At 60.6% G+C, this 16486-nt stretch carries 12 protein-coding genes; 7 read left to right on the top strand and 5 right to left on the bottom strand.

Features of this window, described 5'->3' with window-relative positions:
* Positions 1 to 7: 7 nt before the first annotated feature.
* The gene (locus tag ACILSL_RS08915) at positions 8 to 3994 is read right to left on the bottom strand and encodes a PQQ-binding-like beta-propeller repeat protein (RefSeq protein WP_395731661.1); all 3987 of its coding nucleotides are present in this window, start codon (positions 3992 to 3994) and stop codon (positions 8 to 10) included.
* A gap of 64 nt (positions 3995 to 4058) precedes the next feature.
* Between ACILSL_RS08915 and ACILSL_RS08910 the strand changes: the two genes are divergently transcribed.
* From ACILSL_RS08910 to ACILSL_RS08900, 3 genes are all read left to right on the top strand, one after another.
* Entirely contained in the window at positions 4059 to 5018 is a 960-nt protein-coding gene (locus ACILSL_RS08910) for a hypothetical protein (RefSeq protein WP_395731660.1), read from the top strand.
* Positions 5019 to 5228: 210 nt separating this feature from the next.
* Positions 5229 to 5972 carry a lysozyme inhibitor LprI family protein gene (locus ACILSL_RS08905; RefSeq protein WP_395731659.1) on the top strand — a complete coding sequence of 248 codons (744 nt, stop codon included), beginning with the start codon at positions 5229 to 5231 and terminating at the stop codon, positions 5970 to 5972.
* Between the two features lie 20 nt (positions 5973 to 5992).
* Positions 5993 to 6268 carry a VF530 family DNA-binding protein gene (locus tag ACILSL_RS08900; RefSeq protein ID WP_395731658.1) on the top strand — a complete coding sequence of 92 codons (276 nt, stop codon included), beginning with the start codon at positions 5993 to 5995 and terminating at the stop codon, positions 6266 to 6268.
* 36 nt (positions 6269 to 6304) lie between these two features.
* Here ACILSL_RS08900 and ACILSL_RS08895 read toward each other — a convergent pair whose 3' ends face one another.
* Positions 6305 to 7057 (bottom strand): ABC transporter ATP-binding protein, encoded by a 753-nt coding sequence (locus ACILSL_RS08895; RefSeq protein ID WP_395731657.1) that lies wholly within the window; start codon positions 7055 to 7057, stop codon positions 6305 to 6307.
* A gap of 182 nt (positions 7058 to 7239) precedes the next feature.
* On the opposite strand from ACILSL_RS08895, the gene ACILSL_RS08890 reads away from it, so the two are divergent.
* Positions 7240 to 8892 carry an alkaline phosphatase family protein gene (locus ACILSL_RS08890; RefSeq protein WP_395731656.1) on the top strand — a complete coding sequence of 551 codons (1653 nt, stop codon included), beginning with the start codon at positions 7240 to 7242 and terminating at the stop codon, positions 8890 to 8892.
* A gap of 55 nt (positions 8893 to 8947) precedes the next feature.
* Here ACILSL_RS08890 and ACILSL_RS08885 read toward each other — a convergent pair whose 3' ends face one another.
* Positions 8948 to 9388 carry a hypothetical protein gene (locus ACILSL_RS08885; protein ID WP_395731655.1) on the bottom strand — a complete coding sequence of 147 codons (441 nt, stop codon included), beginning with the start codon at positions 9386 to 9388 and terminating at the stop codon, positions 8948 to 8950.
* Positions 9389 to 9464: 76 nt separating this feature from the next.
* A complete protein-coding gene (gene uvrA / locus ACILSL_RS08880; protein WP_395731654.1) occupies positions 9465 to 12374 on the bottom strand; it encodes an excinuclease ABC subunit UvrA in 2910 nt (969 codons plus the stop codon).
* Positions 12375 to 12500: 126 nt separating this feature from the next.
* Between uvrA and ACILSL_RS08875 the strand changes: the two genes are divergently transcribed.
* The 3 genes from ACILSL_RS08875 to ACILSL_RS08865 all read left to right on the top strand — a co-directional run bounded on the left by ACILSL_RS08875 (position 12501) and on the right by ACILSL_RS08865 (position 15468).
* Entirely contained in the window at positions 12501 to 13457 is a 957-nt protein-coding gene (locus ACILSL_RS08875) for a hypothetical protein (protein WP_395731653.1), read from the top strand.
* 332 nt (positions 13458 to 13789) lie between these two features.
* A complete protein-coding gene (gene hisD, locus ACILSL_RS08870; protein ID WP_395731652.1) occupies positions 13790 to 15076 on the top strand; it encodes a histidinol dehydrogenase in 1287 nt (428 codons plus the stop codon).
* Complete coding sequence (locus ACILSL_RS08865) at positions 15073 to 15468, top strand: hypothetical protein (RefSeq protein WP_395731651.1); 396 nt, start codon at positions 15073 to 15075, stop codon at positions 15466 to 15468. The genes hisD and ACILSL_RS08865 overlap by 4 nt, the downstream gene beginning before the upstream one ends.
* 20 nt (positions 15469 to 15488) lie before the next feature.
* Here the strand turns inward: ACILSL_RS08865 and ACILSL_RS08860 are convergent, their stop codons facing one another.
* Positions 15489 to 16433 (bottom strand): type I phosphomannose isomerase catalytic subunit, encoded by a 945-nt coding sequence (locus ACILSL_RS08860; RefSeq protein WP_395731650.1) that lies wholly within the window; start codon positions 16431 to 16433, stop codon positions 15489 to 15491.
* Positions 16434 to 16486 lie beyond the last annotated feature (53 nt).

Raw genomic sequence — 16486 nt, 5'->3', positions numbered from 1 at the left:
GAACGTCTCACCGCTCCGCCACGCCTGCGGTGATTTCCTTGGCGTTGGTGCGCAGGATCTCGATGCCATTGAGGACTGGGGCGTTGGTGGGAGATGTGGGAACAAGCTCCAGCACGAGGTTGTCAGTCACGAGAATGTTTTCAAACTGCTCCACGGTGGCGCCCTTGCGGGTGGCGGGGTCAAAGGCTTTGAGCACGACTTTGCCGCCGAGCTTGACGTCGAAGACGCGCTGGCCGGGTTTATCGTCTGGCAGCGCTGCAAACATGAGTTTCACGGTGTAGGTCGCGGGCGCCTGACCTTTGGCGAGCAGCGGGATGTCGAGCTTGGTCAACTCGCGCAGGCCGCTGGTGAAGATCCAGGGGGTGTCATGGCCTGAGATGGACGGGATTTCGGAGTTGAAGGCATACGCGCCGCCCGTTTTGCTGACGTATTGCGGTTTGAAGTCCAGCGGCAGGTCGATGCCTGCGCGGCTGCTGGGGCGTGGATAGCCGAGCCAGAGCTTGCCGTGGGCATCACGGCGGTCCCCGGGGGCTCCCAAATTCAAAGCCATGTGCTGCACAGGCAGGGAGGGGCCATCGGCGCTGTAGACGCCCCAGTTCATGCGGTCTTCCCGTGGTTCAAACACCACGGTGCTGGCGATGGAGAACAGGCAGACGCAGCCTGCGCTGGCCTCCGGGATCATGACGAGACCGTTGGCGGGAATGGTGTTGATCCAGCAGCCGAGACGATGTCCGGCAAAGTGCTCCGTGCCGCTGTCGCTGTCGCGATCATAGAATGCGGTGAACTTGGAGCGGAAGAACATCATGTTGGGCGTGGCTGAGATCGCGCCGCAGTGGTGGCCGGGGCGGGCAAACATCCATGCGGACTCTTCGCCGGTGAGGGGATGTTTGCGCGTCTTCTGCGTCCCGGTGTAAAGATCGTAGCTCCAAGGTTCGGCGATGATTTCGTTGTCGATCACCACCGGGCGGTGGCGGTAGTTTGCGTCCTTGGCCCAGACTTTGTCGCCCTTGTTCGCATCCAGCACGACGAGGCGGCGGCGTTTGAATTCACCGCTCAAGAACTGCTCCCAGTAGTGGCCGTTGGCGTTGGCGCCGCCGAGCACGAGGTGGCCGTTGTGATACATGAGGGTCAGGGCGCCGCCGCCGATGCCGATCTCGCTGCAATCCGTCACATCGACCGGCTTGGCCCATTGCTGTTTGCCGGTGGCGGCATCGAGCGCCACCGCCATGCGCAGGTCGTTGTTTTTCACGCGGTCCTCGGCCAGTTCGCGCTCTTTGCCGGTGAGCTTGGCAAGAGCGGTCTTGTCCTCTGCCAGCATGAGGGCGCGCTGCTCGGGTGTGAGCGAGGCGTCGATGAAAAACAGACGCCCGTCACCGATGGCGATGCTGACGTGGGAGATGTGCTTGCCCTGATGCGTCCATTTCAGCGTGCCGGTTTTTACATCGAAGGCAAAGATGCGGTCGGTTGAAATCGAGCCGCTCTTGCCACGGCGTGCCACTTCGGCCGCTTTTTCGACGCGCTCGGTTTCGGTGCCATAAAGCAGGCCGTCCTGATAGGCGATGTAGCCCCACTGCAGGTCTTTCTTGGTGCCTGCGCCGGGGATTTTCAAGGTGCGCACGATCTTGCCCGTGGCCGCATCAAACTGGATGCACTCATCCTCCATGAGCATGAAGAGGTAGTCGTCGCTCGCGGCCATGTTGCCGGGCTCGCGGGCGTTGTACACACCGATACGCATGGCACCTGGATTCTTGGTCTCCCAGAGAAGCTGGCCGTTGTAGGCGTCATAGGCCATCACGCTGTCCTCGCCCTGTACAAACAGGCGTCCGTTCACTGACAGCGGGCCCACGGCTCCATCGTGACGATTGACCACTTTGCCCGGACCGGGATCGCCATACCAGAGCACGCTCAGGCCACCTTTGATGCGGCGGTCGTCGGTGCTCGAAGTGTTTGCCGCATTGCCATACTGGTGAGACCAGGAGCTGGCGCCGGGCAGGGCGGCGCGAGTAAGCACGCTCCAGCCGTCGCTGTTCGAGATGGTGGCTTTCTCATCGGTCAGTTTCGTCGCCGCGAGCCAATCGGCCGTCTGCGGGGTCGCCTTGAAGCAGAATTTGCCGCCAATGGGCTTCAAATGCCGTGCGACATCGGCCGGGACACCCACCGGTTCTGCGCTGTCGCTCACAATCAAGTTTGCGCAGTAGCTGGAATACGGCATCACCGCGAGATCGAGATGATCCACCGTGATGCGTGTGCCGTAGAGGCCCGTGGCGAGCAGTTCCCGTCGCGCTGCGGCGACTTTTTTCTCATCGGCATCGACGCCGAAGACAATCAGGTCGCTGCGTTTGGCGAGTTCATAGGCGAGCTTTCCCTGATTATTCCCCAGCACGATGCAGAAGCCCTTGGTGACACCGGTTTGTTTCAGAATCGCCTGCGCCGCATCTGCATGCGCTTTGTCGGTGGGGAAATCATTCGCTTTCTTCTCCGCGATCACCTCCGCTGTTTTCGCGCCAAAGACATACACGCGGCCCGTGGTGGTGCTGACGACGAGATGACCGTCTGAGGCAGCCAGACCACGCGCCTCGCCATCCACGGCTGCTTTCCATGCCTGCTTGCCGGTTTCGGCGTCAATCGCGATCACTTCGCCCTTGCCGCCGGCGATGACGGTTTTGCCCGCAATGATCAGCGCGGACTGATGAGGCGTATCGAGCGACCATTTGACGCCGGCATCCGTGGAGGCGGCCAGGTCGGCCTTGTGCTTCGCGATCTCGTCCTGCTTCGCCTTGTAGCCGATGCGCAGCGGTTCGTACTTCGCAGCGATGTCTGCAAGCTCAGCCTGGGCCTTGGCAAAGGCGGCGGGATCGTCCTTCACCTTGCGGGCGGCGGATTCGGCTGCCTGGAATTTTTTCGCAGCGGCGACTGCGGGATGTTTTTTCAAATCGGCGCTGAGCTTGGAAATGGCGACTTCATGGCCGTGACGGATGCGGGTGCCTTCGGCATGCTTGGTGCGGTCCACCGCAATGATTTTGGTGCCGTTGGCCATGTAGCCCATGTCGCCAGCGAGAGTCATCTGAGTGCCTGCAAACCAAGCGTAGCCGGATTTTTGTTTCTCCTGATCCAGAGCGAGGATGTGGTGCTCACCCACGGCATAGATTTGATCATCGGCCAGAAAGGCCTGCGTGCCGCCGATGGGGCCGCCTGCATCGCCACGCCAGCCGGGCTCAGGCTTGGCGATGAGCTCGCCTGTTTTGCGATCAAACGACACCGCGAGCGATCTGCCGGATGGGACGAAAAGGATGTCCTTCGTCGCGAGGAGGTAGCCCTGGGGGGAGAGGTCGTTGCGGCCTGCGTCCTTCTCGCTGATCGCGTCGTTTTTCCAGATGATCTTGCCCGTGGCCGCCTCGACGGCGTAGATGAAAACTTTCTCATGCGGAAACACGCCCGCGCCGAAATAGGCGATGCCGCCATCCACCAGCAAGCCTGTGCGCACCGGCCAGCGCGAGATCATGCGGCCACGGGCCAGGATGCGCTCGTCATGCGGTCCGGCGCGGAGCTTCCACACGAGCTTGCCGGTCTGGGCGTCGAGACAGTAGGCGTAGCCGTCATCGGAGCCGACATAGACTTTTCCCGCCGCGATGGCAGGTGCCAGACGCACGGGGCCATTGGTGAAGAACGACCACAAGTCCCTGCCGGTGGCGAGATCGCGGCAGATCACGCGACCATCCACGGAGGAGCCGAAAAAGATTTTACCCGCGCTGATGGCGACCTGAAACACCTCGTCAAAGCGGATGCGGTTCAGCGTCACGTGACTTTCAAAGACGCGGCCATCCTCACCAGCCCAGGCCATCTGCGGCGGGGCGGCCGATTCAAAGGTCCATGCGGATTGCAAAGGGAGCCGGATGTCTTCGGGAGTTGCTCCAACGCGTGAGGCGTCGTGCAGGTAGGTCGGCCAGTCGGCGCTGGCAGTTGAAAGAGCAAGGAGGAACAGGAGCGGTCGCATGATCGAATTAAAACGCGCATGGGATGCGAATTCATCCAAACTGTTGCGTATTGTGCAGTCCCTCATGCTGCGCCGCCTTGTCTCCATTCTCGTTTTATCAGCGACCACCGCTTTTGCGTGTTCTGTGCCGGTGTTTCGCTATGCTCTGGAGCATTGGGCGGCAGATCCTTATCGTGTCACCCTGCCGCATGGCGTGAAACTGGATGGCAACTTCAAGGCCACGGTGGGCGCTGCGCAACGAATCGAACTGCGCCAGCCGCTCACGATGAGGAACGATGAAGTCATCTGGTCGGCGGATTATTCGGAAGCGAACGCCAGGCTGCTGGTGGATTCGCCGGCGCGTCAGCAGATTGCCGAGCGGCTTGCCAATGGGGAAAGCGCCGTGTGGGTACTGCTGGAGTGCGGCGACAAGGTGAAGGATGCGGCGGCGGCCCAATTTCTCGACGAACGTCTCGAATACCTCAGCAGCGTGATGGAACTGCCGAAACTGGACCAGCAGGACGTCAAGAACGGGCTCGTCTCGATTCCGGGTGACGGACTGCGGCTCGCCTTTTCGACGCTGAGAGTGAAACGCAATGATGCTGCTGAGAGCGCCTTCATCGCAATGCTGCTGGCGAGTGAGCCAGATCTGCGCAGCCTCAATGAGCCGATCGCGTTTCCGATTTTTGGCCAGGGCCGGGTGCTTTATGCGCTGGTGGGCAAGGGCATCAAGGTGGAAACGGTGGATCGTGCGGCGCAGTTTCTCATCGGCTCATGCTCCTGCCAGGTGAAGGAGCAGAATCCCGGCGTGGACCTTGTCATGGCGGTGGATTGGAAGCAGATGGTGAAGGCGCAGGCGCAGCCTGGACAGCAGCTGCCGGAGTTAAGTCAGATCGCCGATCTGCTGCCGCAGACAGTGAAGATTGAAGGGCAACCGTCTGCACCCCAACCTGAGCCAGACCGCTCGCGGCTATATTGGGGATTGGGCCTTGGACTGTTCGCGCTGATCCTCGTGCTCTGGCGGCTCAAGGGTTCGTCGCGTTAAGATCGAGGCCCAGCTTCTTGAACTCCCATTCCTGCCCAGGCCAGTCGATCTCTGCTGGCGTGGCTAGAGACGGCGGAGGCTGGAGACTAAATGCTTATTGGTAAGACATGAACACAGATGTGAAAGCCGCTGCATGCTGATGGTAAACTCCTCGAAATAACCCGTGGCAAACCGTGGACATGCGGGTGCCCGGAGCTAATCTGATGCCGAATGCGAAACGCGATTTCATTCTTCACCCTTCTGCTGCTGACGGTTTGCCTCAGCGCTGGCAGCGCGCAGGACAAACCGATGAGCGCAAATGAGGCGAGAGCGGCGTTCGACAAAGCTGATCACGCCCTGAATGCAGCGTGGGCTGCCGCCAGGCAGGCGCTTCCGGAGACCGATTTCAACAAGCTCAAAGAGGACCAGCGCGCCTGGGTGGAGTATCGCGATTACCTCGCACGATCTCCTATGTACACCGGTGTGGATGCGCAGGGCGATCTGGCGCTTGATTCGCCTGCGTATCTGGAGGCCGCCGCAGGTCTTGAGGACATGCGCTCTGAATGGCTCAAAGGTTTGATTCACGAGTGGAAAGACGAAGCGCTGACCGGCTACTGGACGGACAGCTATGGCGGCAGCATGGAGGTCGTGGAGCGCGAGGGGCATCTTCACTTTGTGATTCAGTGCGTGCGCGGCCCCACCTCACATGTGGGCGGGCTTTCGGGCATTGCGGCATGGAATTCAACCATCGGCTGGTTCAGCGACAAGGGCCGAGACAAGGACAAGACTGATGAGACGAATCTCAGTTTCATCCTTCGCGACAAAAAGCTCGAAGTCATCGGTGCGAATACCGGCTACTATCACGGTGCGCGCGCCTATTTTGATGGCGGCTATGTCAAAGTGAAAGCACTGGACGCGAAGGCGCAGGCGAAGATTGTCAAAGCCGCGAAATCAGGCGAAGTGCCCGAAGAATAAACCTCAACCACGAATCCACCATGCACGCCGCCGGTCCCAAAAATCCGCTTCATGGCATCACGCTTCAGATGATGGTCACGCAGCTTGTCGAACACTATGGCTGGGAGATGCTTGGCCGCATGATCCCGATCAACTGCTTCAACTGGCAGCCCAGCATCAAGTCCAGCCTCACCTTCCTACGCCGCACGCCGTGGGCGCGTGAAAAGGTGGAGGCATTGTATCTCGATTCATTGCCGGACATGCAGCCGAAGCCGGAAAGCGATGAAAGCAGCCCGGTTGCACCGCAACCGGAGTGATAAGGATTCCAGTTGCGGCGCAACTGGACTGCTTTTTCACAGCCGCTCCACCTGCTTTAAATGCTCTGGCGGCGGATGGCTGGCATCCACATCGTGGATTTCCACCACGCGGCCGTCGTCCATGTTGGCGATGCGGTTGGCATGGTGAAAGATGCGGTTGTCGTGTGTCACGATCAAAACGGCGCGATCTTTGCCGCGCGCCACGTGTTCGAAGAGTTCCATGACCACATGGCCGTTCTTTGCGTCCAGTGCGGCGGTGGGCTCATCGCAGATGATGAGCTGCGGCTCATGCACCAGCGCACGGGCGATGGCCACGCGCTGCTGCTGCCCGCCGGAAAGCTGTGAGGGGCGGTGCTTGAAGCGGTCAGCCAGCCCCACCTGATCCAAAACTTCCTTCGCCCGTTTTTCTGCCTTGGAAGCTCCGACGCCTTGAATCAGCAGCGGCACGCTCACGTTTTCCGCGCAGGTCAGCGTCGGGATGAGATTGAAGGACTGGAAGATGAAGCCGATGTGTTTGGAGCGAAAGCGCGTGATCGCCGCAGTGGACATCTTGCGCAGATCATGGCCAAACACAGTCAGTTCACCCGCATCCGCCTTCAGGGTGCCGGCGATGATGCTGATCAGGGTCGTCTTGCCACAGCCCGACGGCCCCACCAGCATGGTGATGTCCCCGCGCCGCACGTCCAGATCAATCTCCTTCAGCACCTGCAGCCGTGAGCCTCCATCGCCAAAGCTTTTGGAAATGCCCTTCACATGCGCCGCGAGCCGGCTGGATTCACCATTGTTCATTCGTTTGGATTCCTACGCAGTCCCGATGCCTGCGGTTGCCTCTCAGTTCAAGTCAGGACTGCATCCAGGGCCCAGGAGGCAGGGGGCTGCGCAAGCAGGAAGAGAAGCGCCATTCACTTGGGCTTTGAAGTGGTTGAAACTTTCGCTGCTTTCCGGTTGTTTACTGCGCTCCCATTCCACTTATGAAGTATCGCACACTGATCTCTCTCCTCGCCCTCGCCGCCTGCTCCGCAGGTGCCCAGGCTGCGCCGCCCAAGGCTCCGAAGCTTGTTGTCGCGATTCTCGTGGATCAGCTGCGCTATGACTATCTGGACCGCTTTCATTCCAAGTTTGTCGAAGGGGGATTCCGCGAACTCACGGACAAGGGGGCCTTCATGACCTTCGCCCAGTACAATTACTATCCCACGGTCACCGCGCCAGGGCATGCCAGTTTCTTCAGCGGCAGCTCGCCGATGATGCATGGCGTGATCGGCAATGACTGGTTTGACAAGCGCAGCGGCGCCATGATGTACTGCGTGGAAGATTCCAGTGTGACGGGCGTGGGCACCCAGCCGGACGCGAAGGCGGGGAAGATGTCGCCGCGCAATTTCATCGGTGCCACCGTGGCGGATCAAATGCGGCTGCACTGGGGTTCCAAGGTGGTCAGCATGTCGGTGAAGGATCGCGGAGCCATCCTGCCAGCGGGGAAGAAGCCCACGGGAGCCTATTGGTTTGAATCGGCCTCGGGCAATTTCATCACCAGCAGCTATTATCAAAATGAGCTGCCGGCCTGGGTGAAGGCCTTCAACGACAGCAAGCGGCCGGATGCCTTTGTCGGGCAGACCTGGGACCGCCTGCTGGATGAAAAGCAATATCCCATGCCGGATGCCGCCGCCGGAGAGAGCCACCTGGCCGGTGAAAAGACCAGCACCTTCCCTCACAAGGTGATCAAGGAAGAGTCGGAAGGCTATGAGCCGATCCTTTCCACTCCCTTTGGCAATCAGCTTCTGGCTGAGTTTGCGAAAGCGGCCATCGAAGGGGAGAAACTGGGGCAGGGGACCAATCCTGATCTGCTCTGCGTTTCGTTTTCATCCATCGACTACTGCGGGCACAAGTTTGGGCCCTATTCGCAGGAGGTGCAGGACATCACGCTGCGGCTGGACCGGCAGTTGAAGGAACTCTTTGCCTACCTCGACAAGAAGGTCGGGCTGGCCAATGTAGTGATGGTGCTGACGGCCGATCATGGCGTGGCACCGACCCCTGAAAATGCGAAGGAAGATGGGCTGGATGGGGCGCGCCCGCCTGTTGCCGAGATGCTCGGCGAACTGCAGGCCAAGGTGGCGGAACGCTTCGGGCCAGGCCGTTATTTCCTCTCTGGCAAAGGCAGCCTCAAGCCACGCCTGACGGACGGCAATCTCTACTATGATCACGCAGTCCTGGAGGAGAAGAAGCTCGCGCCCGAGACCCTTACCGCCTTCATTCGCGAATGGGCGCTGAGCACCGGCGTGTTCCATGCCGTCTATGGCCGCGACCAGTTGCTCGAAGGCCGTGCCCCCGGCGTGATCGGCCAGCGCATCGCCAACGGCTTCAATGCCGAGCGCAGCGGCGACGTCGTGCTCATCCTCAAGCCCTGGCTGATTGCGGGCACGGGGAAGGCGGCAACGGGGACAACGCATGGCTCGCCCTTTTCCTATGACACTCACATTCCGATCATCTTCTACGGTGCGCCCTTCAAAGCGGGACGCTATGCGGATGAGTTCAGCATCACGGATCTCGCGCCGACGCTTTCAGCGGGGCTTGGAATTCAGGAGCCGCCGGTGTGCATGGGGAAGCCAGCGGTGAGAGTGCTGAAGTGAGGGCCAAGGTGAAGTGCGAGCCTGTTCTGGATTTATCCAAGTACGAGAAACGGGGTCAGGAGATCCCGTCACCTTGGTCACCGAGCTCCTCCTCGCATTGGTTCTCTTTGCGTATAATGACTGTTCTCACCAAAAGGATAATCAACAGCATCAAGCTGGATGCGACCAGCGCCATGGCAAGGGGCCGAAGATCATAGTACATTTCGTTTTTTAACATCGCATGGCTGACCTGAACGCGGCTGCTGACTTCCAAGATGCGAAAGATGCCGAGAACGAGATAGGCCGTGGCGCAGAAGATCGGGATGACTGTCAGCACTAATTCCAGCGAAAAGGATCGTTGCGGCTGGGTGCGTCGTCGCATCATGAAGACGGCGAACAAGCCAATGCTTACCGTTGCAATGAAGTAGAGAAACAAGCCGATATAAATAGAGCCGAGTGCGCCCTGCGCATAGTATTCCTTTGGCGCCGCGGCGATGATTGGATCTACGAGGTTCATGTTCATCAAAGAGCATCCATGGACGATGAGCGGACTGCATTATTGTTGGTCTGAAAACAAATCTGTCGAGTTCGTGTTATGCGTCACTCGCCTGCACCAGAAAAGGGTCAGGAGCCCCTGCCTCCTTGTTTCCCAGAAACTTCCCTGTCACGCTCTTCTCATTTGCGGCCACCTGCTTGGGAGTCCCGGAGGCTAAAATATAGCCGCCTTCGCTGCCGCCGCCGGGGCCGAGGTCGATGATCCAGTCGGCGCAGCGGATGACATCAATGTGGTGTTCGATGACGATGAGGGTGTTGCCGGCATCGCGCAGGCGGAGGAGGACGCCGAGCAGCGTCTGGATGTCCGCGCTGTGCAGGCCGGTGGTGGGTTCGTCGAGGACGTAGAGGGTGCGGCCGGTGCTGCGTTTGGCGAGTTCGGCGCTGAGCTTGATGCGCTGCGCTTCACCGCCGGAGAGGGACGCACCGCTCTGGCCGAGGCGGATGTAGCCGAGGCCGGTTTCTTCCAGTGTGCGCAGTTTGGGGCCGATGCTGGTGCTGCGGTCAAAGAATCGCACGGCTTCACTGACGGTCATGTCCAGCACATCGGCGATGTTCTTGCCTTTGAAGGTGACTTCGAGCGTCTCAGCGCCATAGCGGCGGCCCTTGCAGGATTCGCAGGTGACATAGACATCGGCGAGGAAGTGCATGTCGATCTTGATGACGCCATCACCTTCGCATTTTTCACAGCGGCCACCGGGGGTGTTGAAGCTGAAGCGTCCGGCATCGTAGCCGCGCATGCGGGCGAGCGGCAGTTGTGCGAAGAGCTCGCGGATGGGGCCGAAGGCGCCGGTGTAGGTGGCGGGATTGGAGCGCGGACTGCGGCCGATGGGCGACTGATCGATGACGACGACTTTGTCGAGCTGCTCCAGGCCGGTGATTTTTTCGTGCGTGCCGGGGATGTCCTTGGCATCGTAAAAATGGCGGCGTAGCGCGCGCATGAGGATGTCGTCGACGAGGGTCGATTTGCCGCTGCCAGAGGGGCCGGTGACGCAGGTGAAGCTGCCGAGTGGAAAGGCGGCGTTGACGTTGCGGAGGTTGTGCTCGGTAGCGCCGTGGATGGTGAGGGAGTGCTTGGAGCGCGGTCCCAGGGATTCTGTTAGCAGGGTTTGAGGCAGGGCTTTCGCCTCGATGCGAGTTCTGCCGCTCAAGTAGCCGCCAGTGATGGAATACGGATTCGCGGCGATCTCTGCGGGCGTGCCATGAGCGGTGATTTTGCCGCCGAGCTTTCCGGCTCCGGGGCCGAGCTCGATGATGTAATCTGCGGCGCGCATGGTGGCCTCGTCGTGCTCCACCACGAGGACGGTGTTGCCGAGATCGCGCAGGCGTAACAAGGTCTGGATGAGACGCTCGTTGTCACGCGGATGCAGGCCAATGCTGGGCTCGTCCAGCACGTAAAGTACACCCGCCAGTCCGGCACCGATCTGCGAGGCGAGGCGGATGCGCTGCATCTCGCCGCCGGAGAGCGTGCCGCTCTCGCGGTTCAGAGCAAGGTAGCCGAGGCCGACCTGCTCAAGAAACTCGATGCGCTTCACGATCTCGCGCTGCAACTCGCCGACATAGACCTTCTGCTGCTCGGTGACTTCCAGCTCACGCATCCACTGCAAGGCGTCGCGGGTCTGCAGGGCGGTGAAGTCGTGGATGTTTAACTCTTGGGACTGCGCACTGAGTTTGACCGCCAGCGATTCTGGTTTCAAGCGCATGCCCCCGCAGGCTGCACACGCCTGCGGATTCATGAGGCGCGTGAGGGCGGCGCGGAGGACGTCGCTCTCGGCGTTTTGATACATGCGGGCGATTTCAGGCAGCAGACCCTCGAAGGGTTTGGCGACGCTGCGTTTGTTGCCGGTTTTTTGCCAGCCGGTGCTGATGGGGGCTGCGCCGGTGCCGTGGAAAAGAGCGTGCTTGAAGTCCTGCGGGAGGTCCTGAAAGGGCACGTCCATGGCTGCGCCGTAGTGCTTGGCCAGTGCTTCCACGCCCTGATTGAAAATCTGCTTCACCTTCGGGTGGCGTGCCCACCAGGCTTTGATCGCGCCATCGTTCAGCGATTTGGATTCATCCGGTACCAGCAGCGTGGGATCTGGCGTGGGCGTCGTGCCGGTGCCTTCGCAGACAGGGCAGGCACCGAGGTGGGTGTTGAAGGAGAAATGCTGCGGCGTGAGGCGCTCGATCACGAAGCCGGTGCGCGGATTGGCGAAGGCGGTGGTGTAGCTGAGTATTTCTTCGCTGCCGTCGAGATTCACGAGGAACTGCACCTCGCGGTCGTTCCAGTGCAGGGAGCTTTCGATGGCCTCCATGAGGCGCTGGCGGGAGTCAGCACGCACGACGAGGCGGTCGATGACGATCTGCACCTGCTGGGTTTCTGCCTCGTCCAGTTGGAGGGAATCCTCCAGCTCCACCACGGTGCCGTTCAGCCGCACGCGCACGAAGCCCTGGCGCTTGAGTTTTTCAAACAGGGTGCGCGTTTCTGCTCCGCTGGCCGGTGGCTGGGGGGAGAGAACCATGACGCGGGTGCCCTCGCCCAAAGCCAGCACTTTGTCCGCGATCTCCGGCGGGGTGCTGCGGTGGAGCTTTTCGCCGGTGCTGGGGTCGTAGGGCTGGCCGGCCACGGCGTAGAGGACGCGGAGGTAGTCGTAGATTTCCGTGACCGTGGCGATGGTGCTGCGCGGATTCGGGTTCGAATGTACCTGTTCGATGGCCACGGCCGGGGACAGGCCCTCGATGAAATCCACGTCCGGCTTCTGCATCTGGCCGAGGAATTGCCGGGCGTAGGCGGACAGGCTCTGCACGTAGCGGCGCTGGCCCTCGGCAAAGAGCGTATCGAATGCCAGCGACGACTTTCCGCTGCCGCTGACGCCGGTCAGGACCACGAGCTGGTGCCGCGGGATGTCCACGTCGATGTTTTGGAGATTGTGCTGGCGTGCACCTCGCACGCGGATCACGTCTTTAAGCATGGGGCTACACAAGCCGCGTGGGGCAGGGGAGATCAAGCCCAAGAAAACCCCGGCTCGCCCGTTTCCAGAATGGTGCATGAGGGCGGTTGATTATTTCCGGCCTCTCTCCTAGACTCTCCCACTGTCATGAAACCTCTTATTGTCATCGCCCTGGCCATCGCCGTCGGTTACGTCTCCTACGAGTATGTGTATCCGCCTTTTGCCGATGCCATGAAGTTCACCAAGCACGTCCCCATAAAGGAGGAGCCCAAGAAGGAGATCGTCGTCGCCCCCGTGCCAAAGCCGGTCAAAAAAGAGCCCAAGATCGTCATGGAGGCGCCTGCGCCGAAGCCGGAGATGAAGCCCGAGGAACCGAAGCCTGAGATGCCGAAAGTCCCCGAGCCGCCGCCGGTGGACCCGAATGCCTTCGTCGCCCCCGTGTTCCCGCCTGTGGATGAGCTGACCCAGAACTGGGCTGCGGTGCCGAAAGGCTTCTTCAACACGCCCAAGCAGGTGACCATGAAGAAAGATCTGGAACTGAAGATGCAGATGGGCAAAGCCACTGCGGCCACCACCTTCAAAGCTGGCACGAAAATCTTTGTCATGGGCCAGGAGGGGGGCAACCTCGTGGTGGGAGCCTCCGCAGGTTCTCCCATGCGCGGCCTCGTCGCCATGGATGAAACCGACTTCAAGGAAGTATTCACCGCCGCCTATGAGCAGGTGAAGGTGGTCCAGACCGAGAACGCCCGCAAAGCCCACGAATACCGACTGGCCGCCGCCGAGCGCGCTAAAAACGCCCCTGCCGCCCCTGCAGGTGGCGGCAGCAGCAGCAATGACAAGCCCACGAAAGCTGCCGACGGCACCTACCCGCTGCTCCTTGCCAGCATGAAGGCCGGCGAAGTCACCGAAATCAAGCCCGACAACATCAAGTCTTGGAGCGATCCTGCTCAGGAAAAAATCGACGGCACTGAATACTGGACTGTGAACGTGAAGTACGAAACGCAGACCATGTTTGGCAAGTTCGAGACCGAAGCCCAGGCCCGCATCAAAAACGGCCGGGTGGAGAAGTGGGTGTACACCGGCTCCGGTGAAGTGGTGCCGTAAACCTGTGGAGGAAAGATCCGATGGTGATTTTTCTTGTCATCATCGGGCTCATGGCGGGCATTGCTCTTGCATCGTATCTTTACGAGAAGCGGCATAGGACTTCGCGGGCAAACCGCAGCAATGACCCGCACAAGCTCTGGGATGACGCTGGCACCAGTGATGATCTAGACGACTTTGACGCGGGAGCTGATAGGGACTGACCGAAGCCGCTTATTTCTTCCTAAGTGCTGCCTTGAGGTGGTCGGATGTCGTGCATGTTGTCGGCGCCAGCTTCCCGCTTGCCCTCTTGAATCCTTGACTCTGCCTCCTCTCTTGGCACGTAAACTTACCCGATGAAGATCATTCGCCACACCGATCCCGACTATCCCACCGCTGCCGCCGCCCTCAACCGCCGTGCTGAGGCCAGCGATGCCGTGCGAGAAGTCGTCGCAGGTGTCATCAAGGCTGTGCGCGAGCGCGGTGATGCTGCCGTGCTGGAGCTCACGGAAAAATTTGATGGTGCCAAGCTCACTGCTGAGCAAATGCGCGTTCCGCAGGCAGAACTGGATGCCGCCTGGGAGGCTGCCGATCCCACCTTCAAGCGCGCCCTTGAATCCGCCCACCGCAATGTGTCGGCCTTCGCCCGGCGCAGCATGCGCCAGGGCTGGGAATTCACCAACGAGCAGGGAGCCACGGTGGGCGAAGTCTTCCACCCTTTCGAGCGCGTGGGCTGCTACGTACCGGGCGGCACCGCGCCGCTGGTTTCCACCTCCATTATGACCGTTGCCATTGCCGCTGCGGCTGGCGTGCCGGAGATTGTCGTCTGCACCCCCTGCGGGCGCGATGGCACGGTGAATCCGGGGTTGCTTGCTGCGTTGAAGCTCGCGGGTGCCACGGAGGTCTACAAAATAGGCGGGTCACAGGCCATCGCCGCGTTGGCTTTTGGTACCGCCACGATCCGTCCCGTCGTCAAAATCTTCGGCCCAGGCAACAGCTACGTGGTCGAGGCCAAGCGCCAGAGTTTCGGCGTCGTCTCCATTGATCTGCTGCCTGGTCCCAGCGAAGTACTCATCCTCGCTGACAAGTCTGGCAATCCTGCCTTCATCGCTGCGGACATCCTCGCGCAGGCTGAACATGGCAAGGACAGCATGGCGGGTTTCCTCACGGACGATGCCGCACTGCTGGATGCCGTCGTCGCGCAGGTCGGGGAGCAGTCTCAAACGCTCAGCCGTCAGGCCCAGCTGACTCCGGTGCTGGAGAAAGGGGTCTTCCTCATGCTCGTCCCCAGTTTGGAGGACGGCGCGCGTCTCGCGAACGACTTTGCCCCTGAGCATCTGACGCTCATCACCACACGTGAAGACGCCATCCTGCCGCTCATTCGGACGGCGGGTGCCATCTTCCTGGGCAATCATTCACCCGTTGCTGTCGGCGATTTCCTGGCGGGTCCCAGCCACACGCTGCCCACCGGCGGCTCCGGCAAATCCTTCCCGGGTATCACGGCAGACATGTTCCAGCGCCGCACCAGCATCATTCGTCTGGATCGTGAAAGCTGTGCCAAGTCCGAACCCATCGTCAGTGCGATCAGCGCCGTTGAGGGGCTTGATGCGCACGCCCGTTCGGTGTCCATTCGTGCCTCATGAACCATCGCTTGTGCCTGATCGCTCTGCTGCTCGTAGCCTGTGGCAAGGAGGCTCCTCAACCTGAGCCCAAGGCTGCTGCGGCCGCTCCGAAGCCCGCTCCGGAGAAAAAACTGCCGCCTGTGCCGCAGGGCAAACTGCCGAAGATGGATCCGGAGAAGGCGAAGTTCATTGCTGTGCCCAGCACGCCCAAAGATCCCGAGATCAAAAAAAGCGAGAAGGTGGAAAAGCCTGCGGCAGAAACGAAGAAAGCTGCCGTGCCTGCTGCGACCAAGCCCGCCGAGCAGTCTGCGACTGAGATCAAAAAGCCAGCTTCAGCCTCTGTCCCCGCCAAGCCTGCCGTGGAGGCCGTGCCTGAGGTCAAGAAAGCCGAAGCGCCTGCGGCCAAACAGTAGGGTGGGCTGTTCGGACTAACTCACACTGGCACGCGGATCTCCAGCCACTGACTTTCCGCATCTGCGGGTTTCACCAGACGTGAGGAGGAGGAGAGGGTGGCGGGAACGAGGGCGAAATCTCCTGCTTTGAGAGTCGTGCCGTCGATGGTGATCCTGCCACTGACGACGGCGATGGTGAGGCTTTCACCTGGGACACCTGCCTGCTTGGATCCACTGAGCACTTTGACGTTGAAATACTCGCAATCAACAAGCGTGCCGTTGGGCTGGACCTGCTGGGCGCAGGGCTCGCAGTCCGTGAAGTCGATGCTCTGCATGGACTCCTGCACATGCAGCGCGCGCGGTTTGCCATCCAGTCCCACGCGGTTCCAGTCGAAGACGCGATACGTCGTGTCGCTGTTCTGCTGGATTTCATAGATCAGCAATCCTGCGCCGATGGCATGGATGCGGCCGCTCGGAATGAAGAGGCAGTCGCCCGTGCGAGCCTCGATCGCATGCACCACATCGGCCACCGTTCCGTTTTGCAGCGCGGTTTCGAAATCTGCGCGAGTCACTCCCGGCTTCAGACCGGCGTAAATTTTTGCTCCTGGATCCGCATGTGCGATGTACCACATCTCCGTTTTCGGCTCGCCTTTCAATTCCTCGGCCATGCTCGCGGGCGGATGCACCTGGATCGAGAGATCATCGCAGGCATCGAGAATCTTCATGAGCAGCGGGAAGGTGGGGCTGGTGGATTTCAGCAGCGCTTTGCCAAATACCGCCTCGCGGTGGTTCGTCCACAGTTCATGCAGAGTCACGCCATCCGCCGTCACACTCGGGGCCTCGGGGCGGTCGCACACCGTCCAAGCTTCACCAAAGGGAGTGGTTGCATCCGGCAGGGTGGCCCCCAGGAGGGTCTCCATGCGGCGCCCCCCCCAGACGCGGCTTTGGTAAATGGGTGTGAAACGAATGGGGTGATTGAACTTCATGTGATGATAATCAACCACAGCCTGCGTTGACGCTCTAGCACGAACTCGCCAGA

It is taken from the genome of Prosthecobacter sp. (assembly GCF_044222345.1).
Taxonomy (GTDB): domain Bacteria; phylum Verrucomicrobiota; class Verrucomicrobiia; order Verrucomicrobiales; family Verrucomicrobiaceae; genus Prosthecobacter.
Note: the sequence above shows the minus strand (reverse complement) of the source record. Positions and strands in the feature narration are given on the sequence as shown.